Origin of the sequence: Neotabrizicola sp. VNH66 (genome assembly GCF_049445895.1) — a bacterium.
Classification (GTDB): domain Bacteria; phylum Pseudomonadota; class Alphaproteobacteria; order Rhodobacterales; family Rhodobacteraceae; genus Pseudogemmobacter.
The window spans coordinates 1-19681 of sequence record NZ_JBMSDW010000034.1; the positions used below are offsets into that span (position 1 = coordinate 1).

At 64.5% G+C, this 19681-nt stretch carries 16 protein-coding genes; 4 read left to right on the top strand and 12 right to left on the bottom strand.

Features of this window, described 5'->3' with window-relative positions; genetic code table 11:
• Positions 1 to 180: 180 nt before the first annotated feature.
• The 10 genes from ACO2Q5_RS23470 to ACO2Q5_RS23515 all read right to left on the bottom strand — a co-directional run bounded on the left by ACO2Q5_RS23470 (position 181) and on the right by ACO2Q5_RS23515 (position 11414).
• Positions 181 to 1110: a FecR family protein gene (locus tag ACO2Q5_RS23470; RefSeq protein ID WP_423295597.1), complete on the bottom strand. Its 930-nt coding sequence runs from the start codon at positions 1108 to 1110 to the stop codon at positions 181 to 183.
• Positions 1111 to 1113: 3 nt separating this feature from the next.
• Entirely contained in the window at positions 1114 to 1623 is a 510-nt protein-coding gene (locus ACO2Q5_RS23475) for an RNA polymerase sigma factor (RefSeq protein WP_423295599.1), read from the bottom strand.
• Positions 1624 to 2095: 472 nt separating this feature from the next.
• Positions 2096 to 2839 (bottom strand): SDR family NAD(P)-dependent oxidoreductase, encoded by a 744-nt coding sequence (locus ACO2Q5_RS23480; protein ID WP_423295601.1) that lies wholly within the window; start codon positions 2837 to 2839, stop codon positions 2096 to 2098.
• Between the two features lie 11 nt (positions 2840 to 2850).
• Positions 2851 to 4434 (bottom strand): acyl-CoA synthetase, encoded by a 1584-nt coding sequence (locus ACO2Q5_RS23485; RefSeq protein ID WP_423295603.1) that lies wholly within the window; start codon positions 4432 to 4434, stop codon positions 2851 to 2853.
• Positions 4431 to 5597, bottom strand: a complete 1167-nt coding sequence (locus ACO2Q5_RS23490; protein ID WP_423295605.1) for an acetyl-CoA acetyltransferase — start codon at positions 5595 to 5597, stop codon at positions 4431 to 4433. Before ACO2Q5_RS23490 ends, ACO2Q5_RS23485 begins: the two co-directional genes overlap by 4 nt.
• Positions 5598 to 5671: 74 nt before the next feature.
• The gene (locus ACO2Q5_RS23495) at positions 5672 to 6673 is read right to left on the bottom strand and encodes a transketolase family protein (RefSeq protein WP_423295607.1); all 1002 of its coding nucleotides are present in this window, start codon (positions 6671 to 6673) and stop codon (positions 5672 to 5674) included.
• Positions 6670 to 7515: a transketolase gene (locus tag ACO2Q5_RS23500; RefSeq protein WP_423295609.1), complete on the bottom strand. Its 846-nt coding sequence runs from the start codon at positions 7513 to 7515 to the stop codon at positions 6670 to 6672. The genes ACO2Q5_RS23495 and ACO2Q5_RS23500 overlap by 4 nt, the downstream gene beginning before the upstream one ends.
• Positions 7516 to 7580: 65 nt before the next feature.
• Positions 7581 to 8405, bottom strand: coding sequence for an SDR family NAD(P)-dependent oxidoreductase (locus tag ACO2Q5_RS23505; RefSeq protein WP_423295611.1), 825 nt, complete (start codon positions 8403 to 8405; stop codon positions 7581 to 7583).
• A complete protein-coding gene (locus tag ACO2Q5_RS23510) occupies positions 8405 to 10270 on the bottom strand; it encodes a TRAP transporter large permease subunit (protein WP_423295613.1) in 1866 nt (621 codons plus the stop codon). Before ACO2Q5_RS23510 ends, ACO2Q5_RS23505 begins: the two co-directional genes overlap by 1 nt.
• A gap of 127 nt (positions 10271 to 10397) precedes the next feature.
• Positions 10398 to 11414: a TRAP transporter substrate-binding protein gene (locus ACO2Q5_RS23515; RefSeq protein WP_423295615.1), complete on the bottom strand. Its 1017-nt coding sequence runs from the start codon at positions 11412 to 11414 to the stop codon at positions 10398 to 10400.
• A 224-nt stretch (positions 11415 to 11638) separates the two neighbouring features.
• Between ACO2Q5_RS23515 and ACO2Q5_RS23520 the strand changes: the two genes are divergently transcribed.
• The 3 genes from ACO2Q5_RS23520 to ACO2Q5_RS23530 are packed head-to-tail and all read left to right on the top strand — an operon-like array spanning position 11639 to position 15744.
• A complete protein-coding gene (locus tag ACO2Q5_RS23520; RefSeq protein WP_423295617.1) occupies positions 11639 to 12439 on the top strand; it encodes an IclR family transcriptional regulator in 801 nt (266 codons plus the stop codon).
• A gap of 52 nt (positions 12440 to 12491) precedes the next feature.
• Entirely contained in the window at positions 12492 to 13391 is a 900-nt protein-coding gene (locus ACO2Q5_RS23525; RefSeq protein ID WP_423295619.1) for a PCC domain-containing protein, read from the top strand.
• 52 nt (positions 13392 to 13443) lie between these two features.
• On the top strand, positions 13444 to 15744 hold the full coding sequence (locus ACO2Q5_RS23530; RefSeq protein WP_423295621.1) for a molybdopterin guanine dinucleotide-containing S/N-oxide reductase: 2301 nt from the start codon (positions 13444 to 13446) through the stop codon (positions 15742 to 15744).
• 443 nt (positions 15745 to 16187) lie between these two features.
• Here the strand turns inward: ACO2Q5_RS23530 and ACO2Q5_RS23535 are convergent, their stop codons facing one another.
• Positions 16188 to 17798: a GMC family oxidoreductase gene (locus tag ACO2Q5_RS23535; RefSeq protein ID WP_423295623.1), complete on the bottom strand. Its 1611-nt coding sequence runs from the start codon at positions 17796 to 17798 to the stop codon at positions 16188 to 16190.
• Positions 17799 to 17994: 196 nt separating this feature from the next.
• Between ACO2Q5_RS23535 and ACO2Q5_RS23540 the strand changes: the two genes are divergently transcribed.
• Entirely contained in the window at positions 17995 to 18903 is a 909-nt protein-coding gene (locus tag ACO2Q5_RS23540) for a LysR family transcriptional regulator (protein ID WP_423295627.1), read from the top strand.
• Here ACO2Q5_RS23540 and ACO2Q5_RS23545 read toward each other — a convergent pair.
• Positions 18885 to 19541, bottom strand: coding sequence for a hypothetical protein (locus tag ACO2Q5_RS23545; RefSeq protein WP_423295625.1), 657 nt, complete (start codon positions 19539 to 19541; stop codon positions 18885 to 18887). The genes ACO2Q5_RS23540 and ACO2Q5_RS23545 overlap by 19 nt on opposite strands.
• Between the last annotated feature and the right edge of the window lie 140 nt (positions 19542 to 19681).

The following is a 19681-nucleotide window of genomic DNA, read 5'->3' on the forward strand; positions in this document are numbered from 1 at the left end:
ATCCAGATCCGCATCGCCATCATGAACAGATACAACGCCCTCGGCACCGCCGAGATCACAGCCGTTCGCTGAACGCAGAGCGGGAAAGGGTCACCTTGGCCTCCATCCGATTAACGCAACAACGCCCGAAACAGCCGGGCGGATTTTCACCCCCGCCGCGAGGTTTATTTTCGGACACCGTCAAAACGTGGTGACGACGATCATCCATGGGGTGATCTGGCGCAGCCCCGCGCCATGCGGGCTGACGGCGGCCAGCAATGCCTCGCGCGGTCTCGTCATATCGAACACGCCGCTGACCAGCTTGGTCCCCAGCCCCGGATCGGCAATCACCACCCGCCCCGGCAGCCAGCGCGCGATCCGCGCCACGACGACGGACAGCGGCTCTGCATCGACCGTGACGATCCCCTTGCGCCAGCCCGCGGCATCGGCCGCCGGCAGGTCGATGCGGCGCAGGATCCGGTCGTTCGCCTTCAGTTCCACCCAATCACCCGAGGCGAGTTCCGTTCCGCTATCCGTGCCGGAGGAGAGGCGGGCCTGCCCACGATCCAGCGCCAGAGAAATCAGGCCGTCTTCCTGCGACAGACTCAACTCGGCAGATGTGCTGTCGATCCGGGTATCACCGCAGGTCAGCCGGAATGCATCTGTCGCCGGCACGATCCGGCACCAGATCATGCCGGCCAGAAGGCTTATCCCGCGGCGCCCCGGCGCAAAATCCAGCGCAATGGCCGAGGTTGGACCAAGGCTGACCAGGCTGCCATCCGGCAGGGTGTGGTCGCGGATTTCGGCGGTGGAGGTCAGATGATCCGCCTTGGCCGCAAGGATCATCCCCGGGCCGAACGCACCCGCCCCGCCCGCCAGACCAAGCCCCAGGACGCCAAGCCCGATCGCCTTGCGCCGGGTGACCCCGGTTCCGCGCGGCGCAGGCGCCAGCAGGGACCCCGTCATGCCGTGGATTTCGGCGATCTCGGTCCAGGCCGATTCATGCGCCGGGCTGCGGGCGCGCCAGTCCGCCAGCGCCTTCAGCGCGGCGTCACTTTGCGGGTTGGCCTGCAGGCGAACCGCATGGGTCACCGCCTCTTCGAACAGATCGTCACCGGCGGGCGCGGGCATATCTCAGCCCTCGTTCAGGGTCTTGCGAATGCGGCGATAGGCGTCATGGATCAAGGCCCAGCCCCGGCTCGTTGAAACGCCCAGGTCGGACGAAACCTCGGCGATCGTGCGCCCCTCGATCCGGTGAAGCTCAAAGGCGCGGCGCGTCCGCTCAGGCATTGCCATCAAGGCCTTAGCCGTCAGTTCCAGCCGCTGGCGGTCATAGACCCGCTGTTCCGTCAGGGGTGCCGGATCGGCGATCATGTCCAGATCGCCGGGCAAAAGCGGCACCTGCGGCAGCACCTTTTCGCGCCGCCACTGATCTATCATCAGATTACGGGCAACCCGAAACAGAAGCGGCGCAGGATCCGCACCGGATTGTGCCATGGTTTGCTGACGGTTCCTCTCCAGGATCCGCAAGAAGACATCCTGCGTCAGATCCTCTGCCACATCCGCTGCAACCCCCCGACGGGTCAGCGAACGGGTGACACGACGCGCATGGCCGCGGAACAATGTCTGAATATCCCAGGTCACGCCGAGGTCCGGATTACATGCGCCATGCCGGCCAACATGCGGCATCGAATCTGGCTGCGCAATGGGGCTCCCCCGACGACTGGGCTGAGAGGCCTGCCGGTCACGCTGTCGCCGGCGGCCCAGCAATGTATTCAGGCAGGCGAGTGCGGATGGATGACACATCAGCCTTCGCAACCGATGCCGCGCGGTTAGGTTGTGTCGTTCGGGTGGGGGATCCACCGCATCAGTTCAGGTTAAGACGGGCAACGAAAGCCTTCGGCAAGCGGAACGATCCGCCGGTGCCGGTGATCACGGGGTCCCGCGTCCATGCTGGATTGGCCCCGGATTGCGGCTATACCGCCCCGAATTTCCTGAAAAGGAGACGCGGGAGCGCGTGACGTGGAACGTCTCCAGAAGTTTTCCTGAAGTGGTGCGCCGCAACGGTGCTATGCGGCGAAGATACAACTTGCTTCCGGCAGGCCGTGCGGACCCTTTATGGGTTGACCGTTCCACGCGACAGGAAGCCGCCGTCGACCGCAAGCGTATGGCCGGTGACGAAACCGGATTTGCGGCCATCCAGCAGGAAGAGCGTCGCCTCGGCAATCTCTTCGGGCAAAGCGTAGCGCTTTATCGACAGCGCGTTGAGCCAGCCATCCCGCATTTCCTGCGAATGATGGGCGACGACCATGGGTGTATCGACCGGCCCGGGCGCGACCGTGTTGACCCTGACCCCCAGCGGGGCCAGCTCGACGGAAAGGGAGTTGCCCATCATGATCACAGCGCCTTTCGAGGCGCCATAGGCCATCCGCCCCTCATTGCCGCGGATTCCCGAGACCGAGGCGATATTGACCACCGCCCCGTCGCCCGCCATCTGCGCCACCGCCGCGCGGGTGACGATGAAGCAGCCGATCACATTGACTTCAAGGATGCGGCGAAAGGTCTTTGCATCGACCTCCATCGCAGGACAGACGGTTGCGATCCCGGCTGAATTCACCACACCATGCACCGCACCGTGACGCTGCCGCAGATCCAGCGCCGCCGCCGTCACCGCTGCCTCATCGGTGATGTCGAGAGGAAAGATCTCGACCCCGGTCAGGCCTTCGGCGGCCATTGCCTCAAGGCCCGGGCCTGGCAGGTCGAAGACGGCGGCAATCGCACCTTCGGCGCAAAGGCGGTCCACCACGGCGCGCCCGATGCCGGAAGCGCCCCCGGTCACGATAACAACTTTTCCCTGCATGGGCGGTCCTTTCACTGATCTTCGGGCAAAAATCCGCGTCGCCGCAGTTCCTGCCGCAGGTCTTTTTTGGAAATCTTGCCATAGCCGGTCTTCGGCAAAGCCTCGAAGAACCGGATATGGCGGGGGAGTTTGTAGCTGGCGAGGCTGCCCGCGAGGGCCGCGCGCAGGGCCGCCTCATCCGGCGCCACACCGGGCCGCATCACCACAATGGCAAAGCCCGCCTCACCCCATCGCGCATCCGGCACGCCCAGCACCGCGCATTCGGCGACATGATCTAGGGCGAGAATCTTCTCTTCGATCTCGCGCGGATAGATGTTGGAGCCGCCCGAGATGAACATGTCCGAGGCGCGGTCGGTCAGGTAGAGATAGCCCTCGGCATCCATATGCCCCAGATCGCCGGTGCGGAACCAGCCATCCCGAAAGGCCGCATCGGTGGCGGCGGGGTTGTCGTGATAGCCTGCGACGACAGCGGGACCGATCACGCAGATTTCGCCTGTCTCGCCCGGGGGGAGCGTTTGGCCCAAGGCATCCTGCACCTCGATCAGCATGCCGGTGCGGGGCAGGCCGCAGGTCCCCGTGCGGAAATCGGGCCCGGTGGAATGCAGATGCGGCGGCAGCACGGTGATTGCCCCCGTCACTTCGCCCAGCCCGTAATACTGCACCAGCACCGGCCCCAGTCGGTCAAGCGCGCGGATCTGGTCGGCCCGATACATCGGGGCGCCGGCATAGATCACAAAGCGCAGGGCGCTGCCGTCAAAGGTGCGGTCCGGGTCGGCTTCGACGATCATTTTCAGGATCGTCGGTACGGTGAACATGGTGACGACACGCCATTCCGCGATCAGCTGCCAGATCTCTGCCGCGTCAAGGCGCGGGCTTTCCGGCAGCACCGAGGTCACGCCCCGCGCCACCATCGCCAGATGATGCACCCCGGCGCCGTGGCTTAGGGGCGCGACGACCAGAGCAGTTTCCCCATGCCGCAGGCCCGGCATCAGGTCGCAAAGATGGTTGTTGATCACAAAGGCCATCTGGCCATGCGTCAGGATCGCCCCTTTCGGCAGCCCGGTGGTGCCCGACGTATAGAAGAGCCAGCAGGGCGTATCGCGCAGCACCGGCGCATTCGGACAGGCGTTCCCCAGATGCGCGGTGATCCCGGCTTCGAGACCGGCATCCTGCCCGTTGAGCTCAATAGAGAAGCGCAGATCAGGGGCGGCTTCGCGGCAGGCCGTGGCATGGTCCGCGAAATCGCCGTGATGGACAAAGCCCACCGCGCCGGAGCTTTGCGCGAGCTTTGCCACATCCTGCGGCATCAGCCGGAAGTTCACCGGCACATAAACCGCGCCAAGGCGGAAGCAGGCGAACATCAGCTCGAAAAGCTGGTTGCAGTTCGGGGATTGCACCAGCAGCCGGTCGCCGGGCTCCACCCCGTGATCCTGCGCCAGATGCAGCGCCAGCGCCGAGACGCGCGCGTCGAGAGCCGCCCATGTCAGCCGCAGACCGCCCCAGACCAGCGCCAGACCGTCCGGGTCGCGGCGACGGGTCTGGCTGAGGAATTCGGCAAGGTTCATCACCCTTTCGCTGGCAAGGATCACGCTCATTTCACGCGCTCCAGCACCGAGACATAGCTGGCCACCGCAGCGCCCCCCATGTTCATCACCCCGGCCAGAGTGGCACCTGGCACCTGCATGCCGCCGGCCTCGTCCATCAGTTGCTGGGCGGCCATGATCTGCATCGAAATCCCGGTGGCGCCGATCGGATGGCCGCGCGCCTTCAGCCCGCCAGAGGGGTTGACCGGCAGCTCGGCCCCCATCAGCACCCGGCCCTCGCGTATCGCGGTCCAGCCCCGGCCGGGTGGCGTCAGACCCATCGCCTCATATTCGATCATCTCAGCGATGGTGAAACAGTCATGGGTCTCGACCAGATCCAGCTCGGTGACCGCTGTCAGCCCGGCGGTTTTCAGCGCCTCAGCCCAGGCACGGCGTGGGCCGTCAAAGGCAATCGGATCGCGGTGCGACAGGGCCAGCACGTCATTGGCCTGGATGCGGGCGCGAAAGGCGATGGCGCGTTGCATCGTGGCGGCGGTCTCTGCATCGGCGATCACCAGCGCCGCCGCCCCGTCCGAAAGCGGCGCGCAATCGCTGCGGCGCAATGGCGCGGCCACCAGCGGGTTCAGGTCCGACACCGTATCGCAGAACGCGACGCCAAGGTCCTTGTGCAGATGCGCCAACGGGTTGGCCATGGCATTGCTATGGTTCTTGGCCGCGATCATCGCCATTTCATGACTGCGATCCCCGTTGCGGCGGAAATAGTCCTGCGTGATCTGGGCAAACACTCCGGCAAAGCCCGCAGGCCCAGCCTCTTCGCCCATCCAGGAGGCGGCGAGCAGGATATCCCCGGCACGGGCGCCGGGGATGGCGGTCATCTTCTCCGCCCCCAGCACCAGCGCGATGCGCCCGCGCCCGGCCTGAATGAAATCCAGTGCCGCGAACAGCGCGGCCGAGCCGGTGGCGCAGGCGTTTTCCAGCCGCACCGCAGGCACGCGGGCCAGCGCAGGGCATGCCATGCCCACGAGGGCGGCCTGAAAATCCTGCGCCTGAAAGCCATTGTTCCACACACCGCAGAAGATGCCGTCAACATCCTCTGCGCCGATCCCGGCATGGTCCAAAGCCGGCCCGATCACCTCCGCCATCAGGGCGGTGGTGTCGGGGGCCTCGCTTTTGCCAAAGCGCGTATGCGCCCAGCCGATGATCTGTGCGGACATGGTTCAGCCTCCTCTTCCCGCACAAGCCTTCGCAGCCATGGACCGCGCAAGGCAAGCGGGAAAGCAGCGTGGCATCAGAGCCAGCGCCGGATGCTGTCACCCATCACGCGACGCGAGATGCCGTAACGGTCCTGCAGGACCGGCAGGCTGCCCGCGTCAAGGAAGGCATCGGGCAGCGCGATCTGGCGAAAGCCTGCGGGATGCACACCCGCCCGCATCAGGCAGCCTGCAACAGCTTCGCCCAGCCCACCGATTTCGGAGTGGTTTTCGGCCACAACGACCAGACGCCCCGGGCGTTGCGCCTCGCGGATGATTGCAACTTCGTCGAGGGGTTTCAGTGTCGGGACGTGCAGGACGGCCACATCGACGCTGTCCTTTTGCAGATCCTTGGCCGCGTCCAGCGCCCGCATCGTCATGAAGCCGGTGGAAATCACCAGCACATCGCGCCCGCCGCGCAAAAGCGCCGCTTTGCCGATCTGGAAGCGGTAATTATACTCGTCCAGCACCACCGGCACCGCGCCGCGCAGGATGCGCATATAGACCGGGCCTTTGTGATCGGCGACGGCCTCGGTCATCTGTTCCACATCCACCGCATCGCAGGGGTCGATCACCGTCAGGTTCGGCATGGCGCGAAAGATCGCAAGGTCATCGGTCGCCTGATGGCTGGGGCCATAGCCCGTGGTCAGGCCCGGCAGGCCACCCACGAATTTCACATTGGCGTCCTGCTCGGCCACGCCCTGGCTGATGAAGTCATAGCAGCGCCGGGCGGCAAAGGTCGCATAGGTGGTGGCAAAGGGAATGAAACCCTCTTTCGCCAGCCCGCCCGCTGCGGTGGCCATCAGCTGTTCCGACATGCCCATCTGGTAGAAGCGGTCGGGATAGGCCTGGGCGAAGATATGGATATCGGTGTATTTCGCCAGATCCGCACTCATCCCGACGATTTCCGGGCGGTGGCGGGCCAGCTCCACCAGCTTGTGACCGAAGGGGGCCATGCGGGTCGGATAGCCCTCATCCACCGAGGAGGACATGATGGCCGGCACCGGGGCCGCGGTCTTGGTGTTGGTTGCTACGTTCATGCTGCCCTCCAGGCATCCAGCGCCGCATGGGCACGTTTCCAGTCATCGGCCTCCAGCCGGACGAAATGGCTTTTCTCTCGGCCTTCAAGGAAATCGACACCGCTGCCCAGCTTCGTGTCGCAGATGATGATCCGCGGCTGCGCGCCGGTATGGTTGCGGGCGGTGTCAAACGCCCCGACCAGCGCGGGCAGGTCATTGCCGTTCACCCGCTGGACGTGGAAACCGAAGGCCTGGAATTTCTCGATCAGCGGCTCGGTCGACATCACCGACATCGAGGGGCCATCGGCCTGAATGCGGTTGAAATCAACAATCGCGATGATGTTGTCGAGCTTGTAATGCGCGGCAGAGATCGCCGCTTCCCAGGTCGGGCCCTCGGCCAGCTCTCCATCGCCCATGAAGGCATAGACGAAGGCCGGGTTTTCCTTGCGCTTGAGGCCCAGACCCATGCCCACTGCCATCGGCAGGCCAAGCCCGATGGAACCGCCCGACATCTCGGCGCCGGGGGTATAGTGATACATACCCGACATCGGCAGGCGGCTGTCATCCATGCCATAGGTCACCAGCTCTTCCTCGGGCAGATAGCCGGCCTCCGTCAGGATGGCATAATGGGCGATGCCGTAATGGCCGACCGACAGGAGAAAACGGTCGCGGCCTTCCCATTCCGGCTGTTCGGGGCGGTGGGTCATGGCATGCAGATAGGTGACGGCCAGCACATCCGAGACGCCAAGCGCCTGTGCGATATAGCCCTGGCCCTGCACCTCGGCCATGATCAGCGCGTTGCGGCGCACGCGGTAGGCGCGCTCGGCCAGATCGGAGTTATGCAGTCTGTTGGTCTGTGACATCGGTTCCTCTTCAGATCGTCTGTGCCCGTCACGCGGTGAGGGGCGGAATGGACAGGGGGCCGCCATCAGGGCAGGGGCTGCATGGCACAGCTCTGGCCGCCATCGACCGGCAGGCAGACCCCGGTGATGAACTGCGCCTGATCCGAAGCCAGAAACAGCGCGGCTTCGGCAATGTCCCAGGCGGTGCCCATGCGGCCAAGCGGCACCATACGGGCGCGGGCGGCCTGCATCTCTTTGACCGAGGCATATTGCCCGGCGATCTGGCGGTAGATCAGCGGCGTGTCGATGGCGCCGGGCAGCACGCAATTGGCGCGGATCCCCTGGCGCGCATATTGCATCGCCAGTGCCACGGTGGCCTGATTGACCGCCGCCTTGGTGGCGTAATAGGCGAAATACGGGTAGCCCGACCACCGGATCGCGGCCAGCGATGAGATGTTGATGATCACCCCGCCACCTGCGGCCACGAAATGCGGGATCACCGCCTTGCAGGTGCGATAGACCGAGCCGAGGTTCAGCGCGACCGAGGCCTCGAAGTCCTTTTCGCTCAGCTCGACCGGGCCCCCCATATGGGTGACGCCGACATTGTTGTGCAGCACCGCAGGCGGGCCATAGGCCGCCACCGCCTGACCGACTGCCGCTGCCACCGACGCGCTGTCGGTCACATCGGCGGTCAGGGCCAGTGCTTCTCCTCCGGCATGCCGGATCGCCTCCGCGGTAGTCTCGGCCGCCTCGGGCGACAGGTCGATACAGACCACCCGCGCCCCCTCACGGCCATAGGCGACGGCGGCGGCCTTGCCGTTGCTCCAGCCGTCATCCGGGGCACCTGCCCCGAAGACAAGGACATGCTTGCCGGTAAAGCGCGAGCCTGTCCGGGAAACGCCTTCGGTCATCACAGGAATCCGATGGAGATGATCGGGAAGGCTGCAATCACCAGCAAGCCGCCGATCAGCGCGAAGATATAGGGCCAGATCGCGCGGAAAGCTTCATCCGGCGGCACATCCCCGATCTTGCAGGCAAGGTAGAAGCCCACTCCGATAGGGGGCGCCATCAGGCCGATGTTCATCGCGACCACGACCACCATCGCATAATGGACGTCATGGATGCCAAGAGAGCGGGCGATGGGGAACATCAGCGGTGCCATCAGCACGATGGCGGGCAGACCTTCCAGCACACAGCCGAGGATCAGGAAGATCACGATGGTGACCAACATGAACCCGATCCAGCCACCGGGCAGCGACTGCATCATCTGCGCCAGAGACTGCGCCACACCGGCCTGCGTGATCACCCAGGCCATCGCCAGCGCGGTGCCAAGGATCATCAGGATCGCCCCGGTCAGCGCGGCCGTTTCCAGCAGCATGTCGCAGAATTTCTTCCAGCTGATGCCGCCATAAAGCACCATGCCGATGGCCATGGCATAGAGGACGGCGATGGTGGAAACCTCGGTTGCGGTGGCGATGCCGCTGGCCACGGAAGAGCGGATCAGGAATGGCAGCACCAGCGCCGGGGCGGCGATCACCATCAGCTTCATCATCATCGCGAAAGGCGCGCGGCGGAAGCTGCCGGTGATCTCATGCCGGGCCTTCCAGCGGGCCAGACCGATCAGCACGGCCAAAAGAACGGCCGCAACCACGATCCCACTGGTGAAGAGGCCCGCGATGGAGACGCCGGCGACCGAGCCCAAGACGATCAGCACAATGGACGGCGGCACGGTATCGGCCATCGCGGCCCCGGTCGCCAGCAGGGCGATCATCTCCGGCGGCTTGTTGCCGCGCCGTTTCATCTCGGGGAACAGCGCCGGGGCGACCGTCGCCATATCCGAGACCTTGGAGCCGGAAATCCCCGAGACGATGAACAGCGATCCCAAGAGCACATAGGACATGCCCGCCTTCACATGCCCGATCAGCGAACCGAGGAAGTCGACGATGGCCTTGCCCATGCCGGTTGCATCCAGCACGCAGCCGAGCAGCACGAAGATCGGAACCGACAGCAGGATGATCGAGGACATGCCCTCATCCATACGTCCCATCATCACATAGACCGGCACATGGCTGCCAAAGAGCAGATAGGTCAGCGTGCCAAGGCCGAAGCAAAAGGCGATCGGAACGCCGCCCAGAAGGCAGGCGGGCACCAGCAGCAGCAGGAAGATCAGCAGGGATCCCGCGCCCATCGAGATCAGCAGCGGGCTTGCCAGCCACATCGCGGCCCCGATCCCCCCGACGACGGCCAGACCAAAACCGATATCTGCCAGCCGGTGATGGCGCAGCATGTATTGCAGCACCAGCAGGGTCATCAGCAGAAAGCCGAAGGGGATCGCCGATACGCGCCAGGTGTTCGGAATATGCAGCGCGGCCGAGGTGATATACCATTCCTCCATCGCATATTCGACGGACGAGGGCAGCAGGGCGATCAGAAAGGCCGCAACGGCCATCAGCGATGTCGCCTCAAGCCGGTCGCGCCACACGGGCGTCAGCTTTTTCAGCGCGATGGTCAGCCGCAGATGTTCGTTGCGGTCAAGCGCAATGGCCGATCCCAGCATGGCCAGCCACAGAAAGCTGATCGAGGCCGCCTCTTCGATCCAGATCACCGGATAGGCAAAGACATAGCGCGAGACCACGCCGCCGAACAAAAGCCCGACAACCGTGACCAGCAGCAGCGACGCGACGATCTCGATGGGTCGCATCAGGGGTGATCCGTCCCGGATGTCTTCGCTCATGCTGGCGATCACTTCGGCGGTATTCTGATCTGTTGCAGTCATTCTTTCCTCCCCATGTCCTGTCCCGCATCCCGGTGAAAAGGGGACAGGTGGGTCCGGGGCGCCATGCCCCGGCCCGGTCTCATCCGGCCTTCGGGCCGGACTCAATCCTGTGATATCCGGCTTCTGATCAGGTCAGCTGGCCGACGACACCTTCCAGCGCGCCCCAGGCTTCATCGCCGAATTTGCCGTGCCATTCGTTGTAGAAACCGGCGTTGCGCAGCAGTTCGCGGATCGGAGCCGGGTCGGGCTGGTTGAAGGCAAGGCCATGTTCTTCAAGGCTGGCGCGCAGATTGGTGTTCAGCACCGCAAGATCGGCGCGTTCATCCATGGCGGACTGGCTGAAATTCGTCTCGACGATCTGCTGCAGATCCTCGGGCAGCGCATTCCAGGACCGCGCATTCGACAGGAGCCAGAAGCCGTCCCACATATGGTTGGTCAGCGAGCAATGGCTCTGCACTTCGTAAAGCTTGCCGACATCAATGGTCGACAGGGGGTTTTCCTGCGCATCGACAACGCCGGTCTGCAGCGCGGTATAGGTCTCGTTCCAGTTGATGCTGGCCGGCGCGGTGCCAAGCGCCTGAAACATCGACGTCCAGAGCGGGCTGACCGGCACGCGGATCTTCAGCCCCTTCAGGTCATCCGGCGTTTCGATCGCTTTGGTCGAGGTGGTGATCTGCCGGAAGCCGTTGTCGAACATGCGGGGCAGGGCATAGAGGCGGGCGTCAGAAATCGCCTTGCGGACCGAGGCGCCGACCTCGCCATCCATCGCCTCCCACACCTTGTCGTGATCGGCAAAGGCAAAGCCGACCCCGTTGATCGCCGCGACCGGCACAAGGGCCGACAGGATGATGCCCGAAAGGGTGAAGAACTCCACCGCGCCCGAACGCAGCTGGTTCAGCGTATCGGTGTCCGAGCCAAGCTGGTTGCTGGGGAAGACGGCGATCTGGACGCGCCCGTCGGATTGCTCGGCGATGCGGTCACAGCCTTCCTGAACCCGATTGGCAAGCGGGTGGCCCAGCGGGAAGTTATGGGCGAATTTGTAATTGAACTCTGCCGCATTGGCGCGGCCCGACATGATGAACGGAGCGGCAAGCATGACGCCGCCGGTGGTCGCCAGAAACTGGCGACGGCTAGATTTAGGCATGGTTTCCTCCCAGCGGAAAATGCGAGATGTCGCGTTCCGTCCGTTTTTGCAGCGCGCCAGGTGCCCCTCCGTACCTGGCTGGCGATGGACGGTAAAAATTCATAACATGGAGCAATAGATTCCATCAACGATCTATTTATAAAAATAAATATTGAAAAACATGATGTTATGATTTAATGTACTTCATAATGTGGAGTTAACTGTTCATATCCCTTGGGGAAGACATGAAAAATCCTGCGGAATCCACCGGAAGTCAGGCGATTGATCGCGCCACGAAAGTGCTGGGCCTTGTGGCCGAGGCGCAGGGCGCGGGGGCCAGTCTGGCGCAGATCGTCGCGCAAAGCGGCCTCAATCAGGCGACGACCCGCAGGCTGCTGGTCGCGCTGATCCGTGCCGGGCTGGTCGAACAGGAAGAAAGCTCGCGGCGGTATTTTCTGGGGGTTTCGACCTATGTCTTCGGGGTGATCGCGGCCGAGCGGTTCGGTCGCTATCCGATGGCGGATGCCGCGGTGCGCCGTCTGGCCGAGGGCAGCGAGGATACTGCCTTCTTCTCGCTGCGTCAGGGGATGAACTCGATCTGCCTGCGGCGGGTGGAGGGGGTGCATCCCTTCCGCTCGCATGTGCTGAATGTCGGGCAACAGCACCCGTTGGGGGTGGCGGCGCATGGGATCGCCATTCTGGCAGCCCTGCCGCCGGCGGAAGCGGATGCAATCATCGCCGGCAATCTGGAGGTCTATCGTGACCATTATCCGATGCTGACCGAACCCTTGCTGCGGGAGCTGATCGCCGAGACACGCCGCCGGGGCTGGGCGATCAATCGCGGAATTTTCCATTCTGCCGCCTGGGCTATCAGCGTGGCGGTGCGCGGGATGCAGGGTGAGGTGCTGGGCGCGCTCTCGATCGGCGCGATGGAAAACCGGCTGGGCGAGGCGCGCCAGCCGCAGATCGTCAAACTTTTGCAGGCGGAGGCGCGGAAGCTTGAAGCGGCCTTTGCCACAATGGGGGCTTCTGCCCTGCGGGGCTGAACGGGAACGGCCATTCGCGCGCATAAGGGTGACGGGCCAGGGGGAGATGAAGATGCAACTGAGCAATGAGGGGCTGTTGCCCGAGGCGCTGGCGCGGCGACTGACACATGCGGGGCCCTCGACGGGTGAGCGGATCGAAAGCCTCGCCGGGCCGCTGATCCGGGACAAGGTCCGGCTGGTGCCGGGTCAAAGCCTTGCCGCAGCGGTCGGCGCGGCGGCGGCCGAGAGGGGCATCACGGCGGGGGCCGTCACCCTGACCGGCGCGCGGCTGGACCCGGTGCGCTATGTGATGCCGACCTATGCCCGCTCGCCCGAGCATGTGGCCTATTACAGCGATACCTTTGCGCCCGCACAGGGCTTCACGCTGGAATTCGCCACCGCGACCTTTGGCTTTCGCGAGGACGGGCCGTTCCTGCATTGTCACGCCCTGTGGCGGGATGGGGCAGGGGTGTTGTGCGGCGGTCATATCCTGCCGCTCGACACTGTTCTGGCCGAACCGCTGGAGGCCGAACTGACCGGCACCGGCGCGGCCGTGATGCGGGCCGAATTCGATCCCGAGACACGCTTCACCCTGTTCCGCCCCTTTGCCACCGGCGTCACCCCGGCGCAGGGTCGTTTCATAACCGCACATATCCGCCCGAATGAGGATTTCATCACCGCGATTGAACGGATCGCCCTGCGTCATGGCATCCGGCAAGGCCGCATCCTCAGTGGCATCGGCAGCACCGTGGGCGGTGTCTTCGAGGATGGCACGGTGGTCGAAGAAATTCCCACCGAACTTCTGATCACCGAAGGCCGGATCGTTCCGAACAGCGATGGCACTCCACGCGCCGATGTGACCATGATCCTGATTGACGCACAGGGGCGTTTGCTGAGGGGTCGCCCGGCGCGCAACCTCAACCCCGTGCTGATCTGTGCGGAGCTCTTCATCGAAGACCTGACAGATCGCTGATCCCCCAGCCGTATCGTCAAACCAACATCGCCTGACCGGCACCGAGGCACGCATGGCACGTTACACCGCATCGCATTGGGGCATCTATGAGATCAGCCCGGACAGCGCCGGAAACCCCACGATACACCCGCTGAAGGGCGACCCCGATCCGTCGGAAATCGGCTTGCATCAGCTTGACCCCGGCTTGCTGAAATGCCGTGTACGCCAGCCCTCGGTGCGCAAAAGCTGGCTTGAGCACGGGCCGGGGGCCGCGCCCCATCTGCGCGGGCGTGAACCCTTTGTCGAGGTCAGCTGGGACAAGGCGCTGGATCTGGTCGCCGCCGAGGTGGACCGGGTGCGCAAGACCCATGGCAACGAGGCGATCTTTGGCGGCTCGTACGGCTGGGCCTCGGCCGGTCGGTTCAACCATGCGCAAAGCCAGGTTCACCGCTTTCTGAACGCGGCAGGCGGATACGTGCGCCATACCGAAAGCTATTCGCTGGGCGCGGCACATGTGATCATGCCGCTGATCGCGGGCACGATGGCGGATCTGATGGCGGATCACACCTCTTGGGATGTGATGGCCGAAGAGACCCGGCTTTTCGTCACCTTCGGGGGCGTGCCACGCAAGAATTCACAGTCTTCTCCGGGCCTTGCCGGAAAGCACCGGGTGCATGTCGGCCTGCAGGAGATGGGCCGCGCCGGCACGCGTTTCGTCAATGTCGGCCCCTGCCGCGACAATCTGGAGACCGGGACCGAGGTCGAATGGCTGGCGATCCCGCCCCATACCGACACTGCGCTGATGCTGGGGCTGGCCTGGCAGCTTCAGGCGGACGGGCTGCATGACCGCGCCTTCCTTGACCGCTATACCGTGGGGTTTGACCGTTTCGCGGCCTATCTGACGGGGGAAAGCGACGGGGTGCCGAAAAGCCCGGCATGGGCATCGGCGATCTGCGGCATTCCGGCGGACCGCATCGCGGCGCTGGCGCGCGAGATGGCGGGCACCCGCACCATGCTCAACATCCAATGGTCGCTGCAGCGTGCCCATCATGGCGAGCAGCCCTTCTGGATGCTGGTGACGCTGGCAGCAATGCTGGGCCAGATCGGCCTGCCCGGCGGCGGCTTTGGTGTGGGCTATGGGCCTGCAAACACCATGGGCTCGCGTCACCGGCGGCTTTCGGGGCCGTCGCTCGATCAGTTCCGCAACCCGGTCGAGGCCTATATTCCCTGCGCCCGCATCGCCGATATGCTGCTGAACCCCGGTGCGCCCTTTACCCATTCCGGGCGGCACCTGACCTATCCCGATATCCACATGATCTATTGGGCGGGCGGCAATCCTTTCCACCACCATCAGGATCTGAACCGCCTGATCCGGGCCTGGCAGAAACCGGCCAGCATCGTGGTGCATGAACCCTACTGGACCGCCACCGCCCGCTTCGCCGATGTCGTGCTGCCCGTCACCACTGCGATGGAGCGCAACGATATCGGCTATGCCACGCAGGAGGGCTATTTCGTCGCCATGCGGAAGGTGACCGAGCCTTTCGAAGGCGCCCGTAATGACTATGACATCTTTTCCGGCCTTGCAGACCGGCTGTCGCTGGGCGCGCTTTTCACCGAGGGGCGGGACGAGATGCAATGGCTGCGCCATATGTGGGAGGGTTGCCGCGAGAAATGGGGCGCCCGTGGCGTGCCTTTGCCCGATTTCGACAGCTTCTGGGAAGAGGGGCTGGTTGATCTGGAGTTCGCGGCGAAAAGCCAGACCATGTTCTCGCGGTTCCGCGCGGATCCCGAGGCGCATCCCCTGACCACGCCCACCGGCCGGTTCGAGATCAGCAGCGACCGGATCGCGGGCTATGATCTGCCCGGTTTCACCCCGCATCCGGTCTGGCGCGAACCGGTGGAGTGGCTGGGGTCGCCCAAGGCAAAGCGCTATCCGCTGCATCTTCTGTCCGATCAGCCTGCGCGCAAGCTGCATAGCCAGCTTGACCCAAGCATCCATTCCGCCCGCGGCAAGATCGGCGGGCGCGAGCCGGTCTATATGAATCTGGCCGATGCGGAGGCGCGGGGGATTTCGGCCGGCGATATTGTCGAGGTGTTCAATGCGCGGGGACGCTGCCTTGCGGCTGCCGTTCCGACGGCCGACCTCTTGCCAGGTGTGGCGCGGATTTCCACCGGCGCCTGGTATGACGGGCGGGCCGAAGACGGGCTGGAGAAGCACGGAAATCCGAATGTCCTGACGCTCGACATCGCGGCCTCTCCCCTGTCGCAGGGCTGCGCCGCACAGACCTGCCTTGTGGAGATTTCGGGGCCAGTCCTTCAATATCCGCCCGTCACAGCCTTTGTTCCTCCGGTCATTTTGACTGAGCAAAAATGACATCCGGGAAAGAGTTCAGAATGCCAGCTATCCGAAGCAACTTCGGGGTGAGCAGCTTGCATCGGATCTGGCAACCAATGTGTCTCGGATGCTGCATCAGCCCTGATCAGCTCCAGTGTTGCCGCCATGGCCAAGGGGGCATGTCCGGCAAGCGCGGCGCGGGTCCGAGCCTGACGTTTCTCGGCAAGCGAGAGCTGCGTAACATACGGTCGATCTGGTTCCGGGGGCGGGCAATTCCGGGGGCGGAGCTTCTCTGACCGGCAGCGCCGCCGGTCGCCGCTTTGCGCCAGTTGGCGGATCAGCTCGGGTCAGTTCGCCCGTGCAAGGACGCCGCCCGCAAAACCACACCAAATCGCGTCGGCGCCTTCAGCCGGACGGGACGGTTGAGCGTGATCTACCCCGAGGGACCGTCGCGCCGGATCAGGACCCCGGGGTCCGTTCATTCAGGATTTCGCATCTTCCAGCATCATCCTCGCGGCTTTCTCGGCGATCATCACGGTCGGGGAATTGGTATTGCCACTGGTGATCGACGGCATGACCGAGGCATCCGCAATCCTGAGCCGACCAAGCGCGCGCATCTTCAGGCGCGGATCGACCACCGAGCCTTCATCGCCCCCCATGCGGCAGGTACCAGCGGGGTGGAAGATCGTGGTGCCAATATCCCCCGCCGCCCGGATCAGATCGTCGCGGCTTTCAAAGCCGGGACCGGGGCGAAACTCTTCCGGGTTGAAGCGCGCAAAGGCTGGCTGTGCCGCGATCTGCCTTGTCAGCCGGATCGAGCGCGCCGCCACCTCGCGGTCGCCCTCTGTCGATAGGTAGTTCGGGCGGATCGCGGGCGCGCTGCGGAAATCAGCGCTTTTCACATGCACGGATCCCCGGCTTTCGGGCCGCAGATTGCAGACGCTGGCGGTGATCGCCGGGAAAGGGTGCACCGGATCGCCGAATTTATCGAGGCTGACCGGCTGCACATGCCATTCCAGATCGGCGCTGGCCTTTTCCGGACCCGAGCGGGTGAAGATCCCCAGCTGGCTGGGCGCCATCGCCATCGGGCCGGAACGTTTGAGCAGGTATTCCAGCCCGATCGCCGCCTTGCCGAACAGGCTTGAGGCTTTTTCATTCAGCGTCGGGACGCCATGCACCTTGTAGACCAGACGCAGCTGCAGATGGTCCTGCAGGTTTTCACCGATCCCCGCCACCTCTTTCACCGGCGCGATGCCGGCAGCGTTCAGCACATCCCCGCGCCCCACGCCCGACAGCTCCAGAAGCTGCGGCGAGCCGATGGCGCCGGCGGAAAGCACCGTCTCACGCGCGGCGCGGGCCTCTTTGCGGTTTCCCTGATGGTGATAGACGACGCCCCGCACTTCGCCGTCTTCGATGATCAGACGCTCAGCCTGGGCGCCGGTCAGCACCCGGAGATTGGGCCGCCCGGCGGCCGGGCGCAGGAAGGCTTTCGAGGTGTTCCAGCGGACTCCCTTGCGCTGGTTGACCTCGAAATAGCCCGCGCCCTCATTGTCGCCCCGGTTGAAATCGTCATTGCGCGGGATGCCGAATTCCAGCGCCGCATCGCGGAAGGCATCCAGCACGTCCCAATGCAGCCGCGCCTTTTCCACCCGCCATTCGCCACCCGAACCATGCGCCTCGCTGGGGCCAAGGTGGTAATCCTCCTGGGCGCGGAACAGCGGCAGCACATCCGCCCAGCCCCAGCCGGTGCAGCCTGCCTGCGCCCAGCCGTCATAATCCAGCGCCTGGCCGCGCATATAGATCATGCCGTTGATCGACGAGCAGCCCCCGAGCACCCGCCCGCGCGGGTAAAGCAACGCGCGCCCGTTCAGGCCGGGTTCCTCCTCGGTGCGGAAACGCCAGTCGGTGCGGGGGTTGTTGATGCAGTAAAGGTAGCCGACCGGAATATGGATCCAGTGGTAATTGTCGCGCCCGCCCGCCTCGAGCAGCAGAACGCGGGTCCTCGGATCGGCGGAGAGGCGGTTTGCCAGCACGCAGCCCGCGCTGCCCGCCCCGATCACGATGTAATCATAGCTTTCCACTGACATGCCCATCCTGCTGCTGCCCCGGTGCGGCCAGCATCAGGCAGCGCTCTCCCATCAGGGAGGCGGCCGCAGCCGGGGCCTTGAATTGTTCATAATTGTGCAGACCCTCCTCCGGATCCTGTCGTCAGGATGCGTGATCATTTGCCAGTAAACAAGGCATTCAGGCTGATTGATTTCTTACAGGGTCTGTACGAAAATGAACATCATGACGCAGTTCAACTGGGACGATATGCAGTTCTTCCTTGCACTGGCCAGAGATGGTCAGCTGACGGGGGCGGCGCGCCAGCTGGGCTCGTCGCATGTCACAGTGGCGCGGCGGATCGACCGGCTGGAGGGTGCTTTGCGCCAGCGGCTGTTCGAGCGATCAGCGCGGGGATATGAGCTGACCGCCAGCGGCCGCCGTCTGGTTGAAACGGCTGAGCGGATGGAGGAGGCATCGGGCGGCATAACCCCGGGGGAGGGGCCGGGCCAGGGGCTGACAGGCAGCCTGCGCCTTGCCGTGCCGGAGGGTTTTTCGAATTTTTTCAGCGAGCACATGCTTGCGGCATTCATTGCGCGCTTTCCCGGCCTTTCGCTGGAGCTGATCACCCTGACCCAGGTCATCTCTCTGTCGCGGCGCGAGGCCGATCTGACGGTGACGCTCGATCCGGTGACGCGCGGCGGCTACCGTTCGGAACTGATGGCCGAGTATCATCTGCGGATCTACGCGGCACAAAGCTATCTGGCGCAGCATGGCCCGATCCGCGCGCGGGCCGATCTGCCCCAGCATCCTTTCCTTGGCTATATCGAGGAAATGCTGTTTGCGACCGGGCTGGATTACTTGGGCGAGGTGCATCCGGGCCTGCGGCCGGGGTTCAAGAGTTCCAGCATTTTCAGTCAGATGACGGCGGCACGGCAGGCGGTCGGGCTTTGCGTTTTGCCTTGTTACATGGCCGAAGGCTGCGCGGATCTGGTGCCGGTTCTGCCCGCCGAGATCACGTTGAAGCGCGGCTACTGGCTGACCTGTCACCGCGATACGCGGCAAATGCGGCGCGAGCGGGCGGTGATCGCCTTCCTGATGGAAGAGATCCGCCGCCACGACAGGCTGCTGATGGGTCAGAATGCGGCGCGGTAAAGCGCCAAGGCATCGGCCTCACTCACCGGCACCGGGTTGTTGTCCAGAAGCCGGGTCTGCAACATCGCGTCCGAGGCCAGAACCGTGAGGCTGTCCTCGCTGACGCCGACATCGCGCAGCCGGCGCGGCGCGCCGGAACGGTCCATCAACGCCTCCATCCCGGCGATGAAGCCTTCCGCATCCGTGCCGAAATCCAGCAGCCTGCCGAGCTCGCTGTAAAGGGGCGCGGCGGCGGAGAGGTTGTGACGCAAGACCGGCCCCAGCATCAGCGCATTGGTCAGCCCGTGCGGCAGGTGATAGCGCCCGCCCAGAGGGTAGGCCAGCGCGTGGACCGCCCCGACCGGGCTGTTTGCAAAGGCCTTGCCGGCAAGGCAGGCACCGTAAAGCATTGCCTCGCGGGCCGGGCGGCTCTCGCCATCTTCGCAGGCGGTGACGAGGTTCGCGGCCAGAAGGCGCAGCGCCTCCCTCGCGTAAAGGTCCGACAGCGGGTTCTTCCTGTGGCGCGAGGTATAGGCCTCGATCGCATGGACCATGGCGTCAATCCCGGTGGCGGCGGTCTGGCCCGGCGGCAGGCCCAGGGTCAGTTCCGCATCCAGCAGCACCAGATCGGCATAAAGCTGCGGCGCGACGACGCCCATTTTTGTCGTCTCACGGCTCTGTTGCACAAATCGCCTGAGGGATTCATCTTGAGAATCCAGCATGGTAGCTGGGCGGCATGAGCAGACCTACGCCTCCTGCCTACAAGACCCGGAACTGGCCCGCCTATAACGAGGCGCTC

Bases quoted from the DNA above. Each gene is read 5' to 3' on its own strand.
- ACO2Q5_RS23500 (WP_423295609.1), bottom strand. From the start codon at position 7,515: ATGTCACAGACCAACAGACTGCATAACTCCGATCTGGCCGAGCGCGCC.
- ACO2Q5_RS23480 (WP_423295601.1), bottom strand. From the start codon at position 2,839: ATGCAGGGAAAAGTTGTTATCGTGACCGGGGGCGCTTCCGGCATCGGG.
- ACO2Q5_RS23545 (WP_423295625.1), bottom strand. From the start codon at position 19,541: ATGGGCGTCGTCGCGCCGCAGCTTTATGCCGATCTGGTGCTGCTGGAT.
- ACO2Q5_RS23525 (WP_423295619.1), top strand. From the start codon at position 12,492: ATGCAACTGAGCAATGAGGGGCTGTTGCCCGAGGCGCTGGCGCGGCGA.
- ACO2Q5_RS23505 (WP_423295611.1), bottom strand. From the start codon at position 8,405: ATGACCGAAGGCGTTTCCCGGACAGGCTCGCGCTTTACCGGCAAGCAT.
- ACO2Q5_RS23490 (WP_423295605.1), bottom strand. From the start codon at position 5,597: ATGTCCGCACAGATCATCGGCTGGGCGCATACGCGCTTTGGCAAAAGC.
- ACO2Q5_RS23520 (WP_423295617.1), top strand. From the start codon at position 11,639: ATGAAAAATCCTGCGGAATCCACCGGAAGTCAGGCGATTGATCGCGCC.
- ACO2Q5_RS23510 (WP_423295613.1), bottom strand. From the start codon at position 10,270: ATGACTGCAACAGATCAGAATACCGCCGAAGTGATCGCCAGCATGAGC.
- ACO2Q5_RS23535 (WP_423295623.1), bottom strand. From the start codon at position 17,798: ATGGGCATGTCAGTGGAAAGCTATGATTACATCGTGATCGGGGCGGGC.
- ACO2Q5_RS23530 (WP_423295621.1), top strand. From the start codon at position 13,444: ATGGCACGTTACACCGCATCGCATTGGGGCATCTATGAGATCAGCCCG.
- ACO2Q5_RS23470 (WP_423295597.1), bottom strand. From the start codon at position 1,110: ATGCCCGCGCCCGCCGGTGACGATCTGTTCGAAGAGGCGGTGACCCAT.
- ACO2Q5_RS23485 (WP_423295603.1), bottom strand. From the start codon at position 4,434: ATGAGCGTGATCCTTGCCAGCGAAAGGGTGATGAACCTTGCCGAATTC.
- ACO2Q5_RS23540 (WP_423295627.1), top strand. From the start codon at position 17,995: ATGACGCAGTTCAACTGGGACGATATGCAGTTCTTCCTTGCACTGGCC.
- ACO2Q5_RS23515 (WP_423295615.1), bottom strand. From the start codon at position 11,414: ATGCCTAAATCTAGCCGTCGCCAGTTTCTGGCGACCACCGGCGGCGTC.
- ACO2Q5_RS23495 (WP_423295607.1), bottom strand. From the start codon at position 6,673: ATGAACGTAGCAACCAACACCAAGACCGCGGCCCCGGTGCCGGCCATC.